This is a genomic window from Oceanobacillus sp. FSL W7-1293 (genome assembly GCF_037969815.1).
Lineage (GTDB): Bacteria > Bacillota > Bacilli > Bacillales > Amphibacillaceae > Oceanobacillus > Oceanobacillus oncorhynchi.
Map to the genome: position 1 here is coordinate 2,852,943 of NZ_CP150212.1, position 16,476 is coordinate 2,869,418.

At 39.5% G+C, this 16,476-nt stretch carries 18 protein-coding genes; 7 read left to right on the plus strand and 11 right to left on the minus strand.

Translation table 11 applies throughout. The annotated features are described in order from the left end of the window. Positions 1–94: 94 nt before the first annotated feature. The 4 genes from MKY65_RS13955 to MKY65_RS13970 form a co-directional block, all read right to left on the minus strand. Positions 95–736 carry a response regulator transcription factor gene (locus tag MKY65_RS13955; RefSeq protein WP_339177763.1) on the minus strand — a complete coding sequence of 214 codons (642 nt, stop codon included), beginning with the start codon at positions 734–736 and terminating at the stop codon, positions 95–97. Further along, positions 733–1,812 carry a sensor histidine kinase gene (locus MKY65_RS13960; RefSeq protein ID WP_339177765.1) on the minus strand — a complete coding sequence of 360 codons (1,080 nt, stop codon included), beginning with the start codon at positions 1,810–1,812 and terminating at the stop codon, positions 733–735. The genes MKY65_RS13955 and MKY65_RS13960 overlap by 4 nt, the downstream gene beginning before the upstream one ends. A gap of 18 nt (positions 1,813–1,830) precedes the next feature. After that, the gene (gene liaF / locus MKY65_RS13965) at positions 1,831–2,601 is read right to left on the minus strand and encodes a cell wall-active antibiotics response protein LiaF (protein WP_339177768.1); all 771 of its coding nucleotides are present in this window, start codon (positions 2,599–2,601) and stop codon (positions 1,831–1,833) included. A 66-nt stretch (positions 2,602–2,667) separates the two neighbouring features. Then, positions 2,668–3,318, minus strand: coding sequence for a phosphatase PAP2 family protein (locus tag MKY65_RS13970; RefSeq protein ID WP_339177770.1), 651 nt, complete (start codon positions 3,316–3,318; stop codon positions 2,668–2,670). A 108-nt stretch (positions 3,319–3,426) separates the two neighbouring features. Here MKY65_RS13970 and MKY65_RS13975 point away from each other — a divergent pair, with 108 nt between their 5' ends. Both MKY65_RS13975 and MKY65_RS13980 read left to right on the plus strand, forming a co-directional pair. Continuing rightward, the gene (locus tag MKY65_RS13975; protein ID WP_339177774.1) at positions 3,427–3,861 is read left to right on the plus strand and encodes a ferritin-like domain-containing protein; all 435 of its coding nucleotides are present in this window, start codon (positions 3,427–3,429) and stop codon (positions 3,859–3,861) included. 200 nt (positions 3,862–4,061) lie between these two features. After that, positions 4,062–5,237: a M20 family metallopeptidase gene (locus tag MKY65_RS13980; RefSeq protein ID WP_339177776.1), complete on the plus strand. Its 1,176-nt coding sequence runs from the start codon at positions 4,062–4,064 to the stop codon at positions 5,235–5,237. Positions 5,238–5,274: 37 nt separating this feature from the next. Here the strand turns inward: MKY65_RS13980 and MKY65_RS13985 are convergent, their stop codons facing one another. Further along, positions 5,275–6,495: an ABC transporter permease gene (locus MKY65_RS13985; protein WP_339177778.1), complete on the minus strand. Its 1,221-nt coding sequence runs from the start codon at positions 6,493–6,495 to the stop codon at positions 5,275–5,277. Further along, on the minus strand, positions 6,488–7,231 hold the full coding sequence (locus tag MKY65_RS13990) for an ABC transporter ATP-binding protein (RefSeq protein WP_339177780.1): 744 nt from the start codon (positions 7,229–7,231) through the stop codon (positions 6,488–6,490). The genes MKY65_RS13985 and MKY65_RS13990 overlap by 8 nt, the downstream gene beginning before the upstream one ends. A 59-nt stretch (positions 7,232–7,290) precedes the next feature. On the opposite strand from MKY65_RS13990, the gene MKY65_RS13995 reads away from it, so the two are divergent. The 5 genes from MKY65_RS13995 (at position 7,291) to MKY65_RS14015 (ending at position 10,583) form a co-directional block, all read left to right on the plus strand. Beyond that, entirely contained in the window at positions 7,291–7,860 is a 570-nt protein-coding gene (locus MKY65_RS13995) for an HIT family protein (RefSeq protein ID WP_339177782.1), read from the plus strand. 123 nt (positions 7,861–7,983) lie between these two features. After that, the gene (locus MKY65_RS14000) at positions 7,984–8,505 is read left to right on the plus strand and encodes a tryptophan transporter (RefSeq protein WP_042534635.1); all 522 of its coding nucleotides are present in this window, start codon (positions 7,984–7,986) and stop codon (positions 8,503–8,505) included. Between the two features lie 283 nt (positions 8,506–8,788). After that, positions 8,789–9,160, plus strand: a complete 372-nt coding sequence (locus MKY65_RS14005) for a YtxH domain-containing protein (protein WP_042536304.1) — start codon at positions 8,789–8,791, stop codon at positions 9,158–9,160. Between the two features lie 223 nt (positions 9,161–9,383). After that, positions 9,384–9,569: a hypothetical protein gene (locus tag MKY65_RS14010; protein WP_042534637.1), complete on the plus strand. Its 186-nt coding sequence runs from the start codon at positions 9,384–9,386 to the stop codon at positions 9,567–9,569. 114 nt (positions 9,570–9,683) lie between these two features. Beyond that, positions 9,684–10,583 (plus strand): peptidylprolyl isomerase, encoded by a 900-nt coding sequence (locus MKY65_RS14015; RefSeq protein WP_339177789.1) that lies wholly within the window; start codon positions 9,684–9,686, stop codon positions 10,581–10,583. A 48-nt stretch (positions 10,584–10,631) separates the two neighbouring features. Here the strand turns inward: MKY65_RS14015 and MKY65_RS14020 are convergent, their stop codons facing one another. The 5 genes from MKY65_RS14020 to MKY65_RS14040 form a co-directional block, all read right to left on the minus strand. Then, positions 10,632–10,808 carry a sporulation YhaL family protein gene (locus MKY65_RS14020; protein ID WP_339177790.1) on the minus strand — a complete coding sequence of 59 codons (177 nt, stop codon included), beginning with the start codon at positions 10,806–10,808 and terminating at the stop codon, positions 10,632–10,634. A 103-nt stretch (positions 10,809–10,911) separates the two neighbouring features. Then, positions 10,912–11,856, minus strand: a complete 945-nt coding sequence (yhaM, locus tag MKY65_RS14025; protein WP_339177793.1) for a 3'-5' exoribonuclease YhaM — start codon at positions 11,854–11,856, stop codon at positions 10,912–10,914. Positions 11,857–11,874: 18 nt separating this feature from the next. Then, complete coding sequence (locus MKY65_RS14030; RefSeq protein ID WP_339177796.1) at positions 11,875–14,826, minus strand: AAA family ATPase; 2,952 nt, start codon at positions 14,824–14,826, stop codon at positions 11,875–11,877. Further along, positions 14,823–16,037, minus strand: coding sequence for a DNA repair exonuclease (locus MKY65_RS14035; protein ID WP_339177799.1), 1,215 nt, complete (start codon positions 16,035–16,037; stop codon positions 14,823–14,825). Before MKY65_RS14035 ends, MKY65_RS14030 begins: the two co-directional genes overlap by 4 nt. A gap of 134 nt (positions 16,038–16,171) precedes the next feature. Further along, the gene (locus MKY65_RS14040; RefSeq protein ID WP_042534650.1) at positions 16,172–16,471 is read right to left on the minus strand and encodes a metal-sensing transcriptional repressor; all 300 of its coding nucleotides are present in this window, start codon (positions 16,469–16,471) and stop codon (positions 16,172–16,174) included. Between the last annotated feature and the right edge of the window lie 5 nt (positions 16,472–16,476).

Consider the following 16,476-nt stretch of genomic DNA (forward strand, 5'->3'; position numbering starts at 1 on the left):
ATTCCACGTAATAATCGTTTTATCAAAAAAAGGTTGTTCCCCTGCGGACAACCTTTTTTTGTGAGGGGCGTATCTTCATGTAAAGTAAAGCGAATCAATCTCCTGCTGTTTTAAATAATTGATTCCTGTGCACGTAAACAGCAGCCTGGGTTCTGTCATTCACTTCCAGCTTACTTAAAATATTGCTTACATGTGTTTTCACCGTTTTAATCCCGATATAGAGTTTTTCACTGATTTCTTGATTGGTCATTCCATCTCCAATACATAGCAGCACCTCTAATTCCCGTTCGGTCAGATCTTCATGGGGTTTTTTCGCCGGGGTGCGAAAACGGTTCATCATTGTATTGGCAACCTTTGGTTCGATTACATTTTCATCTTTAGCTGCTTTTCGTACAGCATCTGCAATTTCCTGTGCATTAGAGGTTTTCAGCAAATAGCTGAATGCCCCTGCTTCCAAGGCAGGGATTACCTGTTCATTATCATAATAGGATGTTAAAATAATCACCTTGCATTCTGGATAAGAAGACATAATCTGTCTGGTTGCTTCGATACCATTTCCATTTTCCATAATTAAATCCATCAGCACGACTTCGGGCTTCTCCTGGATAACAAGCTCAGCTCCTTTAAATCCGCTGTCCGCCTGCCCTGCAATTTCAATATCGTCTTCCGTCTGTAAAAAAGAAATAATTCCTTTACGTACCACATCATGATCATCAATGACAACTACACGAATCATAATACATTCTCCCCTTTTTCATTCCCTTGATTGGGAATTCGAATATAAATATATGTACCCTGCCCTTTTTTGGAACGAATGGTAAATGTTCCGCCTAATTCTTCGCTGCGTTCCTTCATTGTTTTCAGACCATAAGAAGCTTTATTATTCTGCTGATCATCTGATTCAAAGCCGATGCCGTCATCTTCAATACGGACATAAAGCTCTTCTCGCCTCTGTTTTATTTCTAGCTGAACCGTATTTGCATTCGCATGCCGCAGGATATTCGATAAAGATTCCTGAATAATTCGAAAAATGTGCTCCTCGACTACTTCTTTTAAATCTAAGCCTTCATCCATATCGATTTGGAATGTCAGATTGCTTTTTTGTTCTAAAGCATCGATTAATTTCTGAATGCCTTCTTCTAACGTTTCTCCGCCCGTAAGATAAACCGGCCGTAAATGAAGCAATAATGCACGCATCTCTGCCTGTGCCTGATGCGCGGAATGTACGACTTCCTCCATTTGTTCTTTTGCTGTAGCAGGATTTTTATCAAATAGCTTTAATGCTGTCTCTGATAGCATTGCCAGCCCAAAAAGCTCCTGGCTGACAGCGTCATGAAGGTCCCGGGCAATCCGCTGCCGTTCTTCAATAACTGCTGCTTTATGTGCTGATTTCGCATAATCTGATTTCTCATCGGCCATCCGCTGTAAGGATTCCACTTGCCGTTGCAATTTATCTCCTAAATCATTCAGCTCAGCAATAATTCGATCTGTTTCATCCACATCCTCATGAACATTCGTGATTTTAGAAGTATAATTTCCGTTGGCAAATTGCTTGATTTGGATGGAAATGGCATCTAAGCGTATTTTTAATAAATTGCCGATTTGTGTAAATCCGGCCTGCAGGGACAAAATAAATCCAATGATAATATATAAGCCGATAAATAAAAAGATACTTTGTGCCGTTAGCCAGTTTGGTTCCCAAATAACAAATAAGGATAGAATAATAGCCAGCAGGATGCATGTTGTTAAAAATAAAACATAAAGATGAGATTTTATAAAGCTGAATCGGATACTTTTTCCCCAACGTTTCATTTTCTTCCTCCTCCCATCTTATACTCGGTCTACCCGAATAGATCCTGCCTTTAAGCGAATGTCGATAAATAATTTTTTGGTAGCTGTTTCAAACTGATCCGTTTTATAAAACAAGGATGTATTGATTCCTGTCGATTCCTCATCCAAAATATTGATATCTCCAGCCTTTGCTGCCGCTTTGGCTTGGAATTCCACTTCCCCGGGAATCAGGATAGTGACGTCGCCTGCCAGCGAACGAATATTTATCTCTGTTTCTTCATCCGGTATATAGGCATCGGTCAGATCTAAATAAAAATTGCCTACCATGGTGGTAATATTCATTGGCTCCAAATTCCAGTTTCCCTTTTTCTCCATATCTCCTATTGTAAATGGCGCATCATTCTTTTTAAGTTCTGAGAAGGCGTACCAGCGATCTTTTTTCCTTTTTTTCGAACTGCCGCTGTACACAGTCAAGAAATGAAGTCCGCGAAATAGACTGATTCCTATAAAAATCAGAATCAGCGGCCAGAGCTTAAACACATTCCAAAATGTAAAATCAACCAGCCCAAACCGATCTGCTAACAAGAGCCCCCCAAAAACGAGCAAGAACGTACCTATCATCCACCTGCCGCCTTTTTTGATTACGGCGCTTCCCAGCAGCACAGCTCCGGCAACCACAAAGAATAATGGATAAATATATGTCCAGCCAAAATTTAATTCAAAACCATCTATATTTAAACTGTTTACAATTAACATGATTCCAATCCAAATGAAGCAAATTGCTATAAAATAAGAAAAAACTCTCTTCATGTGTTTCATCAACCCCTTTCTCTATAACTCTATTTTACTTCGGAATAGGATTAAAAGAGAACCAGCTTAAGCAGGTTCTCTTCTCCGTCTTAAGTCTGAGATGTTTTTATCTATACGAATATAAATATAAAGCAGCGCAAAACCAATCGTAAATCCGGCAATGATATCTGTTATATAATGTACATTAATAAAATAGCGGCTGATTCCAATTAAACAAACGAGCGTTCCTGATAGAATCTGCACCATCAGCTTTCCTTTCTCTGAATGTATTTTTTTACATAGTAAATAAGCCAGCAGGCCATAAAAAACCATGGAAATCATACTGTGTCCCGATGGAAAACTAAATCCTTCTGCATTTAAAGTAACAGAGACACTCGGTCTTTCTCTTGCTATAAGCTGCTTTATCCATGTATTCAGTAAATGCGCAAATAACGTTCCTCCTAAAAGCAGCAGCGCCGGATACCAATGCTTATACAACAGCATAAGTCCTGCCGCTGCAGCAATGGCTATCGGGATAAGTACATGCGAAGAGCCTAACTCCGTAATCACTCTGAAAAAATCAAATAAACCTGTTCCATGAACATGAGGAACGATTCCTCTGGTCCATTGATCGGTATATGGCAAAATATCACGTTTTATTTGTATTATCCAGACAATACTAAGTAAACAAGCAGCCATCCATACGCTGAACAAAACTGCTGCTGTTTTATTTTTCATATAACCTCTCCTTTTCTGTTCTCTTTATTTATGCTAAACAGGTTTGACAAAAATAACAATGGGAAATATATATAAAGAAGTAAAAATCATAAAAAAGGGTGATAAAGTATGGATGCAAAATTACAAGAATTAATTGACGGATTAAATGAAGATTTATCGAATGAATACGCTGCAGCTATCCAGTATACGTACAGCGCATCCGTTGTCTCAGGTTTATACAGGTCCGCGCTGAAACCATTTTTTGAATCAGAAATAACAGACGAATTAGGACACGCGCTTTATTTATCCGAAAAAATCAAATCACTTGGCGGCACCCCGACTACAGAAGCAGCTTCAGTACCGCAGCCTTCCCAAGTGGCAGATTTATTGAAGGCCTCCCTTCAATCTGAGACAGATACGATTAAGCGCTATGAAAAAAGAAAAGCACAGGCTGAGGAACTGGGGCTGACAGAGCTGGTTGTGAAATTAGAGGACTTGATCTCTGATGAAACACATCATAAAGAAGAAATAGAGAGATTATTAGAAGACCCGCGTATCCATTAAGAACAATTGATATGAACTTCTTCCTGACCATGAAGCGATTACTGCTTCATGGTTTTTATATTGCTGCCATACGCAAAAGTATTTTAATCCTCGAAATATTTGTTCTACAGCTTCTTGGATTAGTGATATAATGAAAGAGATTGAAATTAGAGGCTTATCTCTATTTATTACAAGGCTATCAATTGAAAGAGGTGGTTAATATGTTATCAGCTATTCATTCCCTTCTTGATAACACATATGAAGAAATGGTAGACATCCGCAGATATTTGCATCAGCATCCCGAGCTGTCATTTGAAGAAACAGAAACCGCTAAATACATCGCAAACTATTATAAAAAATTAGGTATTCCATACGAAAAAAATGTAGGCGGTAACGGTGTCGTAGCAACATTAAAAGGAGCAAAACCGGGCAAAACCGTTGCTTTCCGGGCTGACTTTGATGCGCTGCCGATACAGGATGAGAAGGATGTTCCTTATAAATCTCAGGTTCCGGGTGTCATGCATGCTTGCGGTCATGACGGCCATACTGCTACCCTGCTTACCTTTGCAAAAGTAATGCAACAGTTTCAAAATGACTTGGAAGGAAGTATTGTCTTTATTCATCAGCATGCAGAAGAATATGCTCCCGGCGGGGCGAAACCAATCGTTGAAGCCGGTGCTTTGAAAGATGTAGATGCTGTATTTGGCACACACTTATGGGCAACCCTCCCGCTTGGAAGTATTTATTCTACACATCAGGCAATCATGGCAGGTACGGACCGGTTTGAAATTACGATTCAGGGAAAGGGCGGTCACGGCGCTATTCCGCAAGATACAAAGGATGCCATCGTGATTGGTGCTGAGGCAGTTTCCCAACTCCAGCAAATTGTGAGCAGACGATTAAGTCCATTATCATCTGCCGTTATCTCAATTGGTATTTTTGAAGCAGGGAATGCCTTTAACATCATTGCCGACCAGTCTAAATTGGTCGGAACCGTCAGACATTTCGATACAGCAGTGCAAGAAAAAATCATTCAGGAAATGGAGCAGATTCTAAAAGGAGTTTGCGATTCTTTCGGTGCTTCCTATACGTTTGACTATGTTAAAGGGTATCCGCCAGTTATCAATCATCCAGAGCAGACAGATCTTGTCCTCCAGACAACAAAGGAAATTGATGGTGTAGACATTGCAGCGATTACGGAGCCGTTAATGGTCGGAGAAGATTTTGCTTATTACTTATTAGAAAAACCAGGCGCTTTCTTCCTGACAGGTGCGAATCTGGAGGGAAATGATTATCCGCATCATCATCCGAGATTTGATATCGATGAAAAAGCTATGCTTATAGCTGCAAAAGCTTTCGCAAATATTTATTTGACCTATCAGGAACAAGCCAAATAAAACAAGCTGACGAGGCTATCCTCTCGTCAGCTTGTTTTTATACCTTATCCAGTTTAGGATGCACGTAGAATGTTACATATGCCCAGACAAAAGCTAGACCGCCAATTAATACAATAATACTCCCCAGCCACTCAAGCTGAAAAATAAATAAAAAGGTAAAAGCAAATGCCTGCATATAGCCGAGCTTGCGAATAATTTTAATCACTGCTTCCAGTTTTAATCCGGGCTTCAGCGGATACAAATCCAGCCACATTTGTGTACGGTGATGGTGATATAGAGCCATCATCTGAAAAACACTCAAATAAATAAACAAAATGGCAAATAAAATTTTTATCCAGAGATTAGGAATAACCCAGATAAAAATACCGCCGATTACTACAAGCCGGAGATACATCCCTAAATAATCCCCGCTGCGGAGAAAAGAAATCTGATATAAGTAATCATAGGAAGCTGAACGTTCAAATGGGATTCTGCTGATAAAGGTCTTTGTCAGCCATTCTCTTCTTTTTACTTTATTTTTCAAATGCGGAACATCTGCAAATAAATTCGCAATCCGGTAAAAGGATTGCAGGCGGATTTGATCCTTTTCTATTAACAATTCCCAAATAATGCCCGGCTGTTTTGCTGCCACAATAAAATCATATACAATCACAAGAAGCAGCAACACCATCGTTATCACAGCGTATAATGCCTGTCCTTCAATCACAAAGTAAGCTATAACGATATTAAGCAGTGTCCGTGCTGTTAAATCAATGGTTCGCAAACTCTTCTCTCTTACCTTCAGCATATTCCAGTTTGCCAGCATATTCATGCCTTTAAAAATCAAAAATAACAAAAGCGTAACAAGGTATATGCTTCCCGACCGCCCGCTGAAACTGGCGAAATAGAGCGGACTGAATGCAGCCGCTGCAAGTACAATGAGGTATGTTTGAATCGCAAAGCTGTAAATCAAGCTATTCCGGAAATACGCTCCCATCCGCTGCTCAGCAGCAATAAGAAACACCAGATCCGGCTCCTGCAATAATGTCCGGATTGGATTATAGCTGATCAGCAATCCTAAAACAATTCCCATGATGATTCCAGTCGGAAAATTCTCCGGTAATTGTTCCAGCCACTGCTGATAATAATAAGCAGTTGCAGCAATGAAAAAAAACATGGCAAATGCAATATGTCCGTTAAACATATATTTTAAATATCTGCTTAAATTTTTGACATGGGAAGATAAACGTTTTTTATAAAGTGCATGCGAATCAAACATGATCATCTTCCTTTGTCAGCTGAACATATAAATCATCTAAAGTTGCTCCCGGCATCTGGAATTGCGTGCGAAGCTCTTCTAATGTTCCTTCCGCACGTAATTTCCCATCATGTAAAATAAGAAATCGGTCACAGTATCTCTCCGCTGTTGCCAGAATATGCGTGGACATTAAGACGCCAGCCCCCTGCTTTTTCATCGAGTCCATCATCTGCAGGTAAGACTGGATGCCTAATGGATCCAGACCAACAAATGGTTCGTCCACAATATAAAGCGGCGGTTCAATCAGAAAAGCACACATAATCATAACCTTCTGCCGCATTCCTTTTGAGAAATGGACCGGAAACCAATTCAATTTCTTTTCTAACCGAAACTCCTGTAAAAGCTTAGGCAGCCTTTGCTCAAATACCTCTTCTTCAATTCCGTAGGCCATGGCTGTCAGCCTGAGATGTTCATATAAAGTCAGCTCATCGTACAGAATCGGCATCTCCGGAATGTATGCCATCTGGTTACGATACCCTTCAGGATCATCCTGAAAGCTTTTCCCCTCTACCTGTACCTCCCCTTTTTTTGGCTGCATCAGGCCGATAATGTGCTTAATGGTTGTACTTTTTCCAGCACCGTTTAATCCAATCAGCCCGACGATTTCTCCTTTATTTAAATCAAATGATATATCATGCAATACATTTTTATGGGTATAGCCTCCATACAAGTTTTCAATATGTAATAAGGAACTCACCTTGTTAACCCCCTTTGTTCACTAATCTGATTTTATCATCATTCGAAGAAGATTCCAAAATGAACCGTTCTACAAATTACGGGAAGTTTTTTAGACATCCTTTAACAAGTTTAATACAGAACCCTTTACTTTACCCGGTCCAACTCTATACAATAGATAAAAGATTACATTTTAAATTAGATAGGGAGGAACAAAAGATGGCACATGAAGATTGTATTTTTTGCAAAATTATCGATGGAGACATTCCCTCTGCCAAAGTTTACGAGGATGATAAGGTATATGCTTTCCTCGATATCAGTCAAGTAACTAAAGGGCATACACTTGTTATTCCTAAAGAACACACGAAGAATATTTATGAAACACCGTCAGAAACAGCAAAAGAATTATTCAGTAGAATACCCGTTATTGCTAACGCTATTCGCGATGCCTATCAGCCATTAGGAATCAATCTGCTTAATAATAACGAACCGGCAGCTGAGCAGTCTGTCTTCCATCTGCACGTTCATTTAATTCCGCGCTACGGCGATGGAGACGGGTACACACCAAATTGGATAACGCATACAGAGGATTACACATCAGATGATTTACAGGCGGTTGCAAAAGCAATCAATGAGCAAATCAAGCACTAAAAACCGTTCATTTCGTTCTTTTTATTTTTAACAGCATTTGATATACTGACAATAACCTTTCGCGGCTGGCGATGAGCGCACAGCCGGAAAGCAGAGTATAGAAAAGTAGAGGAGAGTTAAGTAATGAAGACAAAAATTTTAACCATTCTTGCCCTTTTGGTAAGTATCGGAACCGTACTGCATTTTGTAATGCCCCCGCTATTATTTGGAGTAAAGCCTGATATGATGCTGGCAATGATGTTTTTAGGTATTATTTTATTCCCTAAATGGAATTATGTTATTCTGCTTGCATTTGCAACAGGCGCTATTTCCGCATTGACCACAGCGGCTCCGGGAGGACAAATTGCCAACCTGATTGATAAACCGCTGACAGCAGTTGCTTTCTTTCTGTTATTTTTGCTGGTAAGAAAGCAGATGAATACAAAAGTAACAGCTTCTGTACTAACATTTGCCGGGACATTGATCAGCGGCAGTATCTTTTTATCTGTTGCGCTTTTCTTCTTAGGATTCTTAGAAGGCGGTTTTCTTGCTTTATTTGCAGCTGTTGTTCTTCCAGCAGCAGTAATGAATACCGTTATCATGCTGGTTGTTTATCCAATTGTAGAGGGGATTATGAAGCGAAGCAAAGTAGCTGCGGTTTCGTAAAGAAGATCAGAAAGCAAAAAAACTTTCAGCTCTTCCTTGTCTTCCAAGGCATTCGTTCCATTTTAAATTGGAGCGAATGCTTTTTCCATTCTAAAAAAGTATATTTATCATATCTTATCTATTTTGTGTTAAAATAAAGATAGTAAAAAAACATTCATACTAGCAGAAATTGATTCTTTTTCCTATAATATGTATATTGCATTTATTTTGCAGGAAGATGTTTAAGTACATATCGTAAAAGGAAAAGGTATATGTGAAAGAAGAAAGGAGTGCATTTCCTATTATGTCTAAGAAAAAATCATTAACCCTGGGTTTTATCGTTGGAGCATCTGTCAGTGCTGGCATTGCACTATTAAGCACACCTGAATCAGGCAAGGATGTTCGTGTAAGAGTCAAAAATCAATCCTTAGAATTAAAAGAACTATTGATGAATTTAAAAGAAGACAGCATTCGAATCAAAGAGCAGCTGCTTCGAACTTCTAAAGAAGGTGCTGTTTTAGTCAAAGAATTGACGGAAGAAATGCGAAAATCCGTTGAAGACTGGAAAAACGCTGTAGAACCTCAGCAGGATAATATTCACCAGTCACTGGAACAAATTGAATCAAGTATTCGTGAATTAGAAGAAAAACTAAAAAACACAAATGCCAATTCATAGAAAGAAAGCTTTTGCTGGCAAATTTCCGCTGGTAAAAGCTTTTTTTACTTTATTACAGCATGCGTGACCGCAGCCTCTCTCTATCGCAATTATAAAAATATGTTTTTTCAGGAAGAGAAAATCGTGTTTTACTCCATTAAGTTGCGCTTTATGACTGTTCAATGCGATTTGTTTTTGATAGAGTTAGAGAAGTAGCATTATTGTAAAGGGGCGTACATAGAACATGGCTATTTTTTATATCATTTTTGGTTTTTTTATATTACTTATTTTTAATGTGATGATTAGTGCTTTAAGTACAAAAATGGAGCTTTCCAAGCAAAAATCAGAAAGAATGGACCGGGTTACGAATATGATATTGGTAGCTATGCTAGTTTGTTCTTATCTGCGTGTTTTAAATGTGACAGTTTAATGTGATTTTTTAGTAAAAAGTTGAAAATAATTATTTAAACTGGAAAAGTATGATATATTAATCATGGTAAACAATAATAGCAAGATGAGAAAAGAGTAGAGGTGTATATCAGACATGAAAAAATGGACTTTAGCAGCAACAATATCTGCCAGTGTGCTTGCATTGGCTGCATGTAATTCTTCCGACGATGAAGTGGTCGCAACAACAGACGCAGGCGACGTCACAAAAGAAGAGTTTTATGATGAATTAAAAGAACGTAATGGGGAAGCTGTTCTTGAAGAGCTTGTTACCATAAAAGTTTTAGAAGACCAATACGAAGTGACTGACGAGCAAGTAGATGAAGAAATCGATACCATGAAAAATGAACTTGGTGAAGATGAATTTGATTCCATGGTGGCTCAGCAATTCGGTGATGAAGAAGAACTTAGAGATTTAGTCTATGTAGGTATGCTTCAAGAAGCCGCTATTTCTGAAGATATGGAAATTACGGATGAAGAGCTGAAGGATTACTATGACAGAAAGAATTCAGAAGTAGATGCACAGCATATTCTTGTGCAGGATGAAGAAACAGCAAATGAAGTAAAAGAAAAATTAGATGATGGGGAAGAGTTTGAAGACCTTGCTTCTGAATACTCAACGGATGGCAGTGCAGAAGACGGCGGTAATCTTGGTTACTTCTCTGCCGGCGATATGATTCCTGAGTTTGAAGAAGTTGCATTCTCTATGGAACCAGGTGAAATAAGCGACCCTGTGCAATCTCAATTTGGCTTCCATATTATCAAAGTAAATGATGTACGTGAAAAAGAAGAAACCATTGGCGACTTTGAAGAATTAAAGGATGAATTAAGAAGCGAGCTCGTTCTTCAACAAGCAAATCAGGAGGACATTCAAGCAAAACTTCAAAATTTAATTGAAGATGCGAATGTAGATATCTCTGCTGAAGGACTTGAAGATTTATTTGAACAGCCTTCTGAAGAAGAGCAGCCTGCAGAAGACACGGAATCTGAACAATAAAAAAAATCGCTATCCATTTTGAAAATGGGTAGCGATTTTTTTACTTTATTACTGCTCTCTTTTTTTCAATCGTTCCTTTTGAATACGTTCCATATATATCTTACCTTCACGTTCAATAAACTGCCTATCCAGCTTTCTTTCAGCTAAAAACGCACGCACTGCCATATATCCGCTGAATAAAATTAACAAAACCACTGCTAAGACCCAAATTGGAATCGAGCTCATCTTAAATCCCCCTTGTCCACTCCTTAATAAATATATATGAACAAGTAAATAGAAAATGACATAATCTTCACAGCGATCCGAGGGATTCAATATTTTTTAAGGGCTACTCAAAGGAAGGCTTGTAGAAAGAGCGGTTGTCCATCGCAAAAAGCCGTTCTGTAAATTCGCCCGGCTGCACCTTATCCAGTGCTTTATCCAGCATATTCATTTTTGCATCAATCAAATCAATTAAATGCAGCAGTTCAGCTTCCTTGACCATTGGAGGCTTCGGACTCCCCCATTCTGCTTTTCCATGATGACTTAAAATCAAGTGCTGTAAAATAAGCACCTCTTCCTTATCCTCTACTTGCAGCTCCTTCGCCATTTCTGCTATCTCTTCTACCATAATGGTAATATGTCCAAGCAATTTTCCTTCCAGCGTATATGTTGTTGACACGACCCCGGATAATTCCTTTATTTTTCCGATATCATGCAAGATAATACCTGCATATAATAAATCTTTATTGATGGAAGGATACAGCTCATGAAGCTGCCGGGCAATCCCCACCATGCTGACAATATGATAGGCGAGTCCTGATGCGACATCATGGTGGTTTTTCGCAGCAGCCGGATAAATAAGTAATTCATGCTGATATTTTTTTACAAACCCCCGCACAATACGCTGCAACGTCGGGTTCTTCATTTCAAAAATAGCTTCTGTCAGCTTTTCTCCCAGCTCTTCTTTGCCTACGGGAGCCTTACCGACAAAATCACTGACTTGAACCTGATCTGTTTCCTGGGATAAGCGGATAGAATGAATGCGTAATTGATTTTTCCCGCGAAATTGATTAATATCTCCCGTTACATGGATAATCTGCTCACCGACAAGGTTCTCTTCATCCTCTTTGGTGGCATCCCACAGCTTCGATTCTATCTCGCCAGATTCATCTCGCAGCATTAACGTTAAAAATGGTTTTCCGTTGCTGGTCGTACCCTTCGTAGCATCATTGATCAATAAAAATCCTTCAAATTTATCACCGACTGTTAAATATGCGATTCCTTTTTTCATTTTTTTCCTCCCTCCAAATCAAGCATCTCCAGCATTAAGATGAATGATTTCTCCATTTGCAGCTTCAGCCAGCTCTCTATGGCATGTAAATATAATAACCTGCTGATTTTCCGCCATCCGCTCCAGTATCTGTTGCATACGTTCTGAGCGTTTCCCGTCAAAATGTACTAAAACATCGTCCATCAGAAATAGCAGACCGCTCGCTTTTGCCATCACCTCATTAATCGCAAGCCGCAGGGAAATATAAAGCTGATCTCTTGTTCCCTGAGAAAGCTCCTCCACGCGAAATCGTCGTTTTTCCCTGCTGTTTTCTACTTGAAAAGGCTGTTCTGCTGCAGGTGAATATATTGTATCATATTGATTTCTAGTAATCTCTTTAAAATAGATTTGGGCGGTTTCAATTACAAGCGACAAGTATTTATCCTTGTATTGGCTTTTCGCAGCGGCCAGCATCCGTAAAGCTGTTTTTTGTACTGCCCAGGTTCTGACCAAGTCCTCCAGTTCTTCCTTCTCCATTGCCAGCTGGTGCATTTGCAAGGATATATCCTCCGTAGATTCCAGCTGTTCGATTCGTAATTTCTGCTCTGCCTGCTGGCTCTTTAATTGTTCTAACGCTTCTTCCTCATCCGCTAATGCCAATTCTAATTCCTTTTTCTTTTTATAATGGTCAGCATCCTCTATGGAATCAGTTGTCCATTCCTGCTGCCATTTCTCTGGAAGCATGATATGGATTCTTTCTCTCAGTTCTTCTTGCCTGGCGTACAGTTTATTATACTGCTCTTTTCTTGTCTGCTTTTCAAAATAAACTTCTACAGACTCCACTCCTGCCATGTTTAACAGCTTATCTATTTCTTTCTTATCATGGTTTCTTTTTTGGATGAAAGCTGCCTGTTTATTGCTGGTGTCCTTTATAAATTGTTTCAGCTGCTGAAGCTCATGCTGGTGCTGTTGTTCTTGCTGTTCTATTTCTTCAAGGGCATGCAGTATTTCATCCATTCGAGTCTCCCCGGCCAGCCCTTTATGCTCCAGCCAACTCTTGGCCTGGTCTGAAAACTGCTCTATCCGTTCTTTTACTCTGACTAATTCTGTATAGATATGCTGCTTTTCATTCGTCAGCTGAAGCAGCTTTTGTAATAAATGGTAAATATCCTGCCAATAAAAGACGTCGATGGATTCTAAAAATGGATAGTGATTTTGCTGCTTCCGCCTGCCCTCTTCTAATTTATTTTGCTGCTTCATTAGATTAGATTCAGCCGTATCCTTCACTTTTAGCTGATGAATCGTTTCTCGCAACCTCTCATTTAAAGCAGAAAGCTTACTGCGCAATATCTGCTGCCTTTCCAAAATTTCCTGCGCTTCCAGATATTCCGCTTCTGTCACATCCATTTCTTGTTCAGAGGGGCTGGTCTGCCAGCTTTCCTGCTGAAGTTTTAATTTTTGGGTATCCTGCTGTTGTACGTGCCGGAAATAATATATACCAATTCCGCCTGCCAGGCTGAATAAAAAAAGCCACGGTATGCTTCCTGCATACCCAATAAAGGCTGCTGCCAAGGCAATTCCTATTCCAACAGCTGTAAATCTTTTTGTTTGCTTCTGCTTCTCTTCTATCATTTGACCCAGCATCTGATACATATACTGGTGCTGCGTTTCGCTCCGTTGATTGGTCTGATGATAAGCTTGGATCCGCTGCTTTAATTCATCTACATGCACATCAGCAAGCAGTTCTTTTTCTGCTTGCTGATGCTCCTCCTCCATTCGTGCTTTTTCCTGGGCCAAATGGTCTTTCTGCTGTTGATTATCAGCGATGCTTTTTTGTACATTTCCCAGCTCTTCACGTAATGCCGCCCATTCCTTTTCAAGATAAAACGGTAATTCCAGCTGTTCTAAATCCTCAGCAGTTATACGAACCTGCTTTTCCTGAATCATCTCTGTAATTTCACGGGCTTTATAATGATAGTCCTCTTTCAACGTTTTCCTTCGTTCTATCATAAAGGTTATTTCTGCTTTTTGATTCAGTAAATGGTTTAATTTTTCTTTTTCCCCGTCCTGAAGGGTAATCGTTTCTAATTCTTGTTTTTTCTCCATATACGTATCTAAGGTAGCCTGATGGGAGCTGATTTCTCTGTCTGCCTGATTCATATCTGCATGGATTGTCTCTATTTGCTCCTGATGATCTAATGGAAAATCACGGACATCCGCCAGTTTTTGTAATTCTTTGGAAACACGAAGCATTTCTTTTCGTATAGGCAGTATTTTTTCCAGCTGCTTTTCTCTTTCCAGCTGTTCATTTTTCTCTGCAATCTGCTCTTTTTTCAACCTATGTTTATTTTCCAATGCACGCATTTTTTCTATTTGTTCTTTATATGATTTTTCCAGCTGCTTGCTTTCCCCAGTCTGTTTATCTTTGGTTCGTAACGCACTTAGTTTTTCATTGATAACCGGCTTGGTGCCAGAAGGCTTAAATTGCTTCTGCAGCTCTGCCTGCAGCTTCTTTTCCACTTTATAAATCGCTGCTGAACCCGTTAAACCAACACTTAATAGAAGCTCGCTGATATCCGATTCATTCATATCCTGCATCACGGTTAAATCTTGATTGGAAAAGGAATAAATCGATTGAAAGGTTTCCAGATTCATATTTCCCAAAAAAGCTCCGAACCAGGTCATGTCTCTTTCCGCTCCAACGTTATCAAAGCACCTGACCTCTGATGCATCCAACCGTTCAATCATTACATTCCCTTCCGCAGGATGCTCTAATATCATCCTTCCTCCTAATTTACTGCTGGTTTTGGGACGATAAAAATCACATTGCTTTTTGGACATTCCAAAAAGCATATATAAAATAAATTGATGCAGGGTTGTTTTCCCGGCTTCATTATCGCCTAGAAGGATTATCAGATTAGAACCAGAGAAGGAGAAAGTCTGGTCGACCCATCTGCCAAACCCGTAAATCGTAATTTCCTTTATTCTCACCTTGCTCTCTCCTTCCTCAATAACGTATTCAGCAGCTTATAAGCATCCGATTTAATCGTCTGTTCCTCCTCCTCCGACAGAGGGGATAAAAACTTTCGCGCATCCTTGTGATGATAAATTTCATTTAATCCTTCCTGAATAAATGCCATATCAGCTTCTTTTAATATATCCTCTAAAAAAGCGTCTTTCAGCTGAGCTGATTCCTCCTCCAAAACAAGCTGATAACGATAAATATACTGCCATGGAAAAACTTCTGTTAAAGATTCATTTATCACTTCAACTAACTCTTGAACAAGGATATCATCCGGAGCAAATGCCTCATTTTCTCTTGCAGTTATGTTCAAATACAATAAGTTTGGGACACTGTGTTCCGGCAATTGCCTCATAATGGCTTTTTCTGCTTGAGAAGGAGTGAGACAATCCCGAATGTCCACCTGTGCTTCTTCATAACGAATTGCCTGAAGCGGCAAGAAGGTTTGCTTTACCTGATGTCTGCTTAAGTTAACCAGATAACAGCCTTTTTCTCCTGTCTCCTTTCGATGCCTCCCTTGTATATTGCCCGGATAAATAACCGGAGGATCCGCATGGAGATGCTGCCGTTTATGTATATGGCCCAACGCCCAATAATCCATGCGTTTGTTTAACAGGTCTTTCAGCTGGAATGGCGCATAGGAGTCATGCTCTGTATTTGTTGCCACACTGCCATGCAGCATAGCGATGTGAAATGGAAATTCCTCCCCTGTCCGCTCATATTCTGAAGATTTATTTTCATATACCGCTCTATTTTCATAGCTGAATCCGTATATAGCCGCAGCCGCTTCTCCATTCTTATAAAAAGGGATACACGTTACGGATTCCTCAGGAAAGATATATACATTGCCGGGGTATTCCACATCAAAGGAATCTCCTTTTCTGAAATCATGATTTCCATAGGATAAAAATACTGCAATATTTTCATCCGCCAGCCTTTCGAATGCGCGTCGCAGTCTTATTTGCGCTTTTAAGCTTTGTGATTCTTGATCGTACAGATCACCTGCTAATAAAACAAAATCTACCTTATTGTTTATCGCTTCATCAACCAGGTGATTCAAAGCAGTAAATGTGCTTTCTTGAATTTCTTTAAATAGATTGGCAGGCACATGCCTCAGGCCTTTAAATAAGCTGTCTAAATGTAAATCAGCTGCATGAATAAAAGTAACTGCTGCATTCACTGTCTCCACTCCCAATTTTATGATATCCTTATTTTAACAGAGCCAATAACAGAATGCACGTTCTATCCGTTGAATATTCTCAGGCACATAAAAAAAGCCTACTGTACGTGTAGACTTTTACCATGATTTATTTATTATTTTGTAAACTGATTCAACACATCCATCAGTTCGTCAATTGCTTCATCGCCTTCTCCAGATTTTACAGCATCGCTGACACAATGCTTGATGTGACGTTCAGCAACTTCAAATCCAACTCGTTTTAACGCGGAATTGATTGCACTGATTTGAACAAGAATATCTACACAGTATCTATCTTCATCAATCATCTTTTGAATACCGCGGACCTGACCTTCAATTCGTTTTAAACGATTCGTTACTGCTTTTTTCTCGGCATCTGTTCTTGGTTTCAATGTATGCTCATGTAAGGAATCCATCGTAT

Bases quoted from the DNA above. Each gene is read 5' to 3' on its own strand.
- MKY65_RS13955 (WP_339177763.1), bottom strand. From the start codon at position 736: ATGATTCGTGTAGTTGTCATTGATGATCATGATGTGGTACGTAAAGGA.
- MKY65_RS13960 (WP_339177765.1), bottom strand. From the start codon at position 1,812: ATGAAACGTTGGGGAAAAAGTATCCGATTCAGCTTTATAAAATCTCAT.
- liaF (WP_339177768.1), bottom strand. From the start codon at position 2,601: ATGAAGAGAGTTTTTTCTTATTTTATAGCAATTTGCTTCATTTGGATT.
- MKY65_RS13970 (WP_339177770.1), bottom strand. From the start codon at position 3,318: ATGAAAAATAAAACAGCAGCAGTTTTGTTCAGCGTATGGATGGCTGCT.
- MKY65_RS13975 (WP_339177774.1), top strand. From the start codon at position 3,427: ATGGATGCAAAATTACAAGAATTAATTGACGGATTAAATGAAGATTTA.
- MKY65_RS13980 (WP_339177776.1), top strand. From the start codon at position 4,062: ATGTTATCAGCTATTCATTCCCTTCTTGATAACACATATGAAGAAATG.
- MKY65_RS13985 (WP_339177778.1), bottom strand. From the start codon at position 6,495: ATGTTTGATTCGCATGCACTTTATAAAAAACGTTTATCTTCCCATGTC.
- MKY65_RS13995 (WP_339177782.1), top strand. From the start codon at position 7,291: ATGAACCGTTCTACAAATTACGGGAAGTTTTTTAGACATCCTTTAACA.
- MKY65_RS14000 (WP_042534635.1), top strand. From the start codon at position 7,984: ATGAAGACAAAAATTTTAACCATTCTTGCCCTTTTGGTAAGTATCGGA.
- MKY65_RS14005 (WP_042536304.1), top strand. From the start codon at position 8,789: ATGTCTAAGAAAAAATCATTAACCCTGGGTTTTATCGTTGGAGCATCT.
- MKY65_RS14010 (WP_042534637.1), top strand. From the start codon at position 9,384: ATGGCTATTTTTTATATCATTTTTGGTTTTTTTATATTACTTATTTTT.
- MKY65_RS14015 (WP_339177789.1), top strand. From the start codon at position 9,684: ATGAAAAAATGGACTTTAGCAGCAACAATATCTGCCAGTGTGCTTGCA.
- MKY65_RS14020 (WP_339177790.1), bottom strand. From the start codon at position 10,808: ATGAGCTCGATTCCAATTTGGGTCTTAGCAGTGGTTTTGTTAATTTTA.
- yhaM (WP_339177793.1), bottom strand. From the start codon at position 11,856: ATGAAAAAAGGAATCGCATATTTAACAGTCGGTGATAAATTTGAAGGA.
- MKY65_RS14040 (WP_042534650.1), bottom strand. From the start codon at position 16,471: ATGGATTCCTTACATGAGCATACATTGAAACCAAGAACAGATGCCGAG.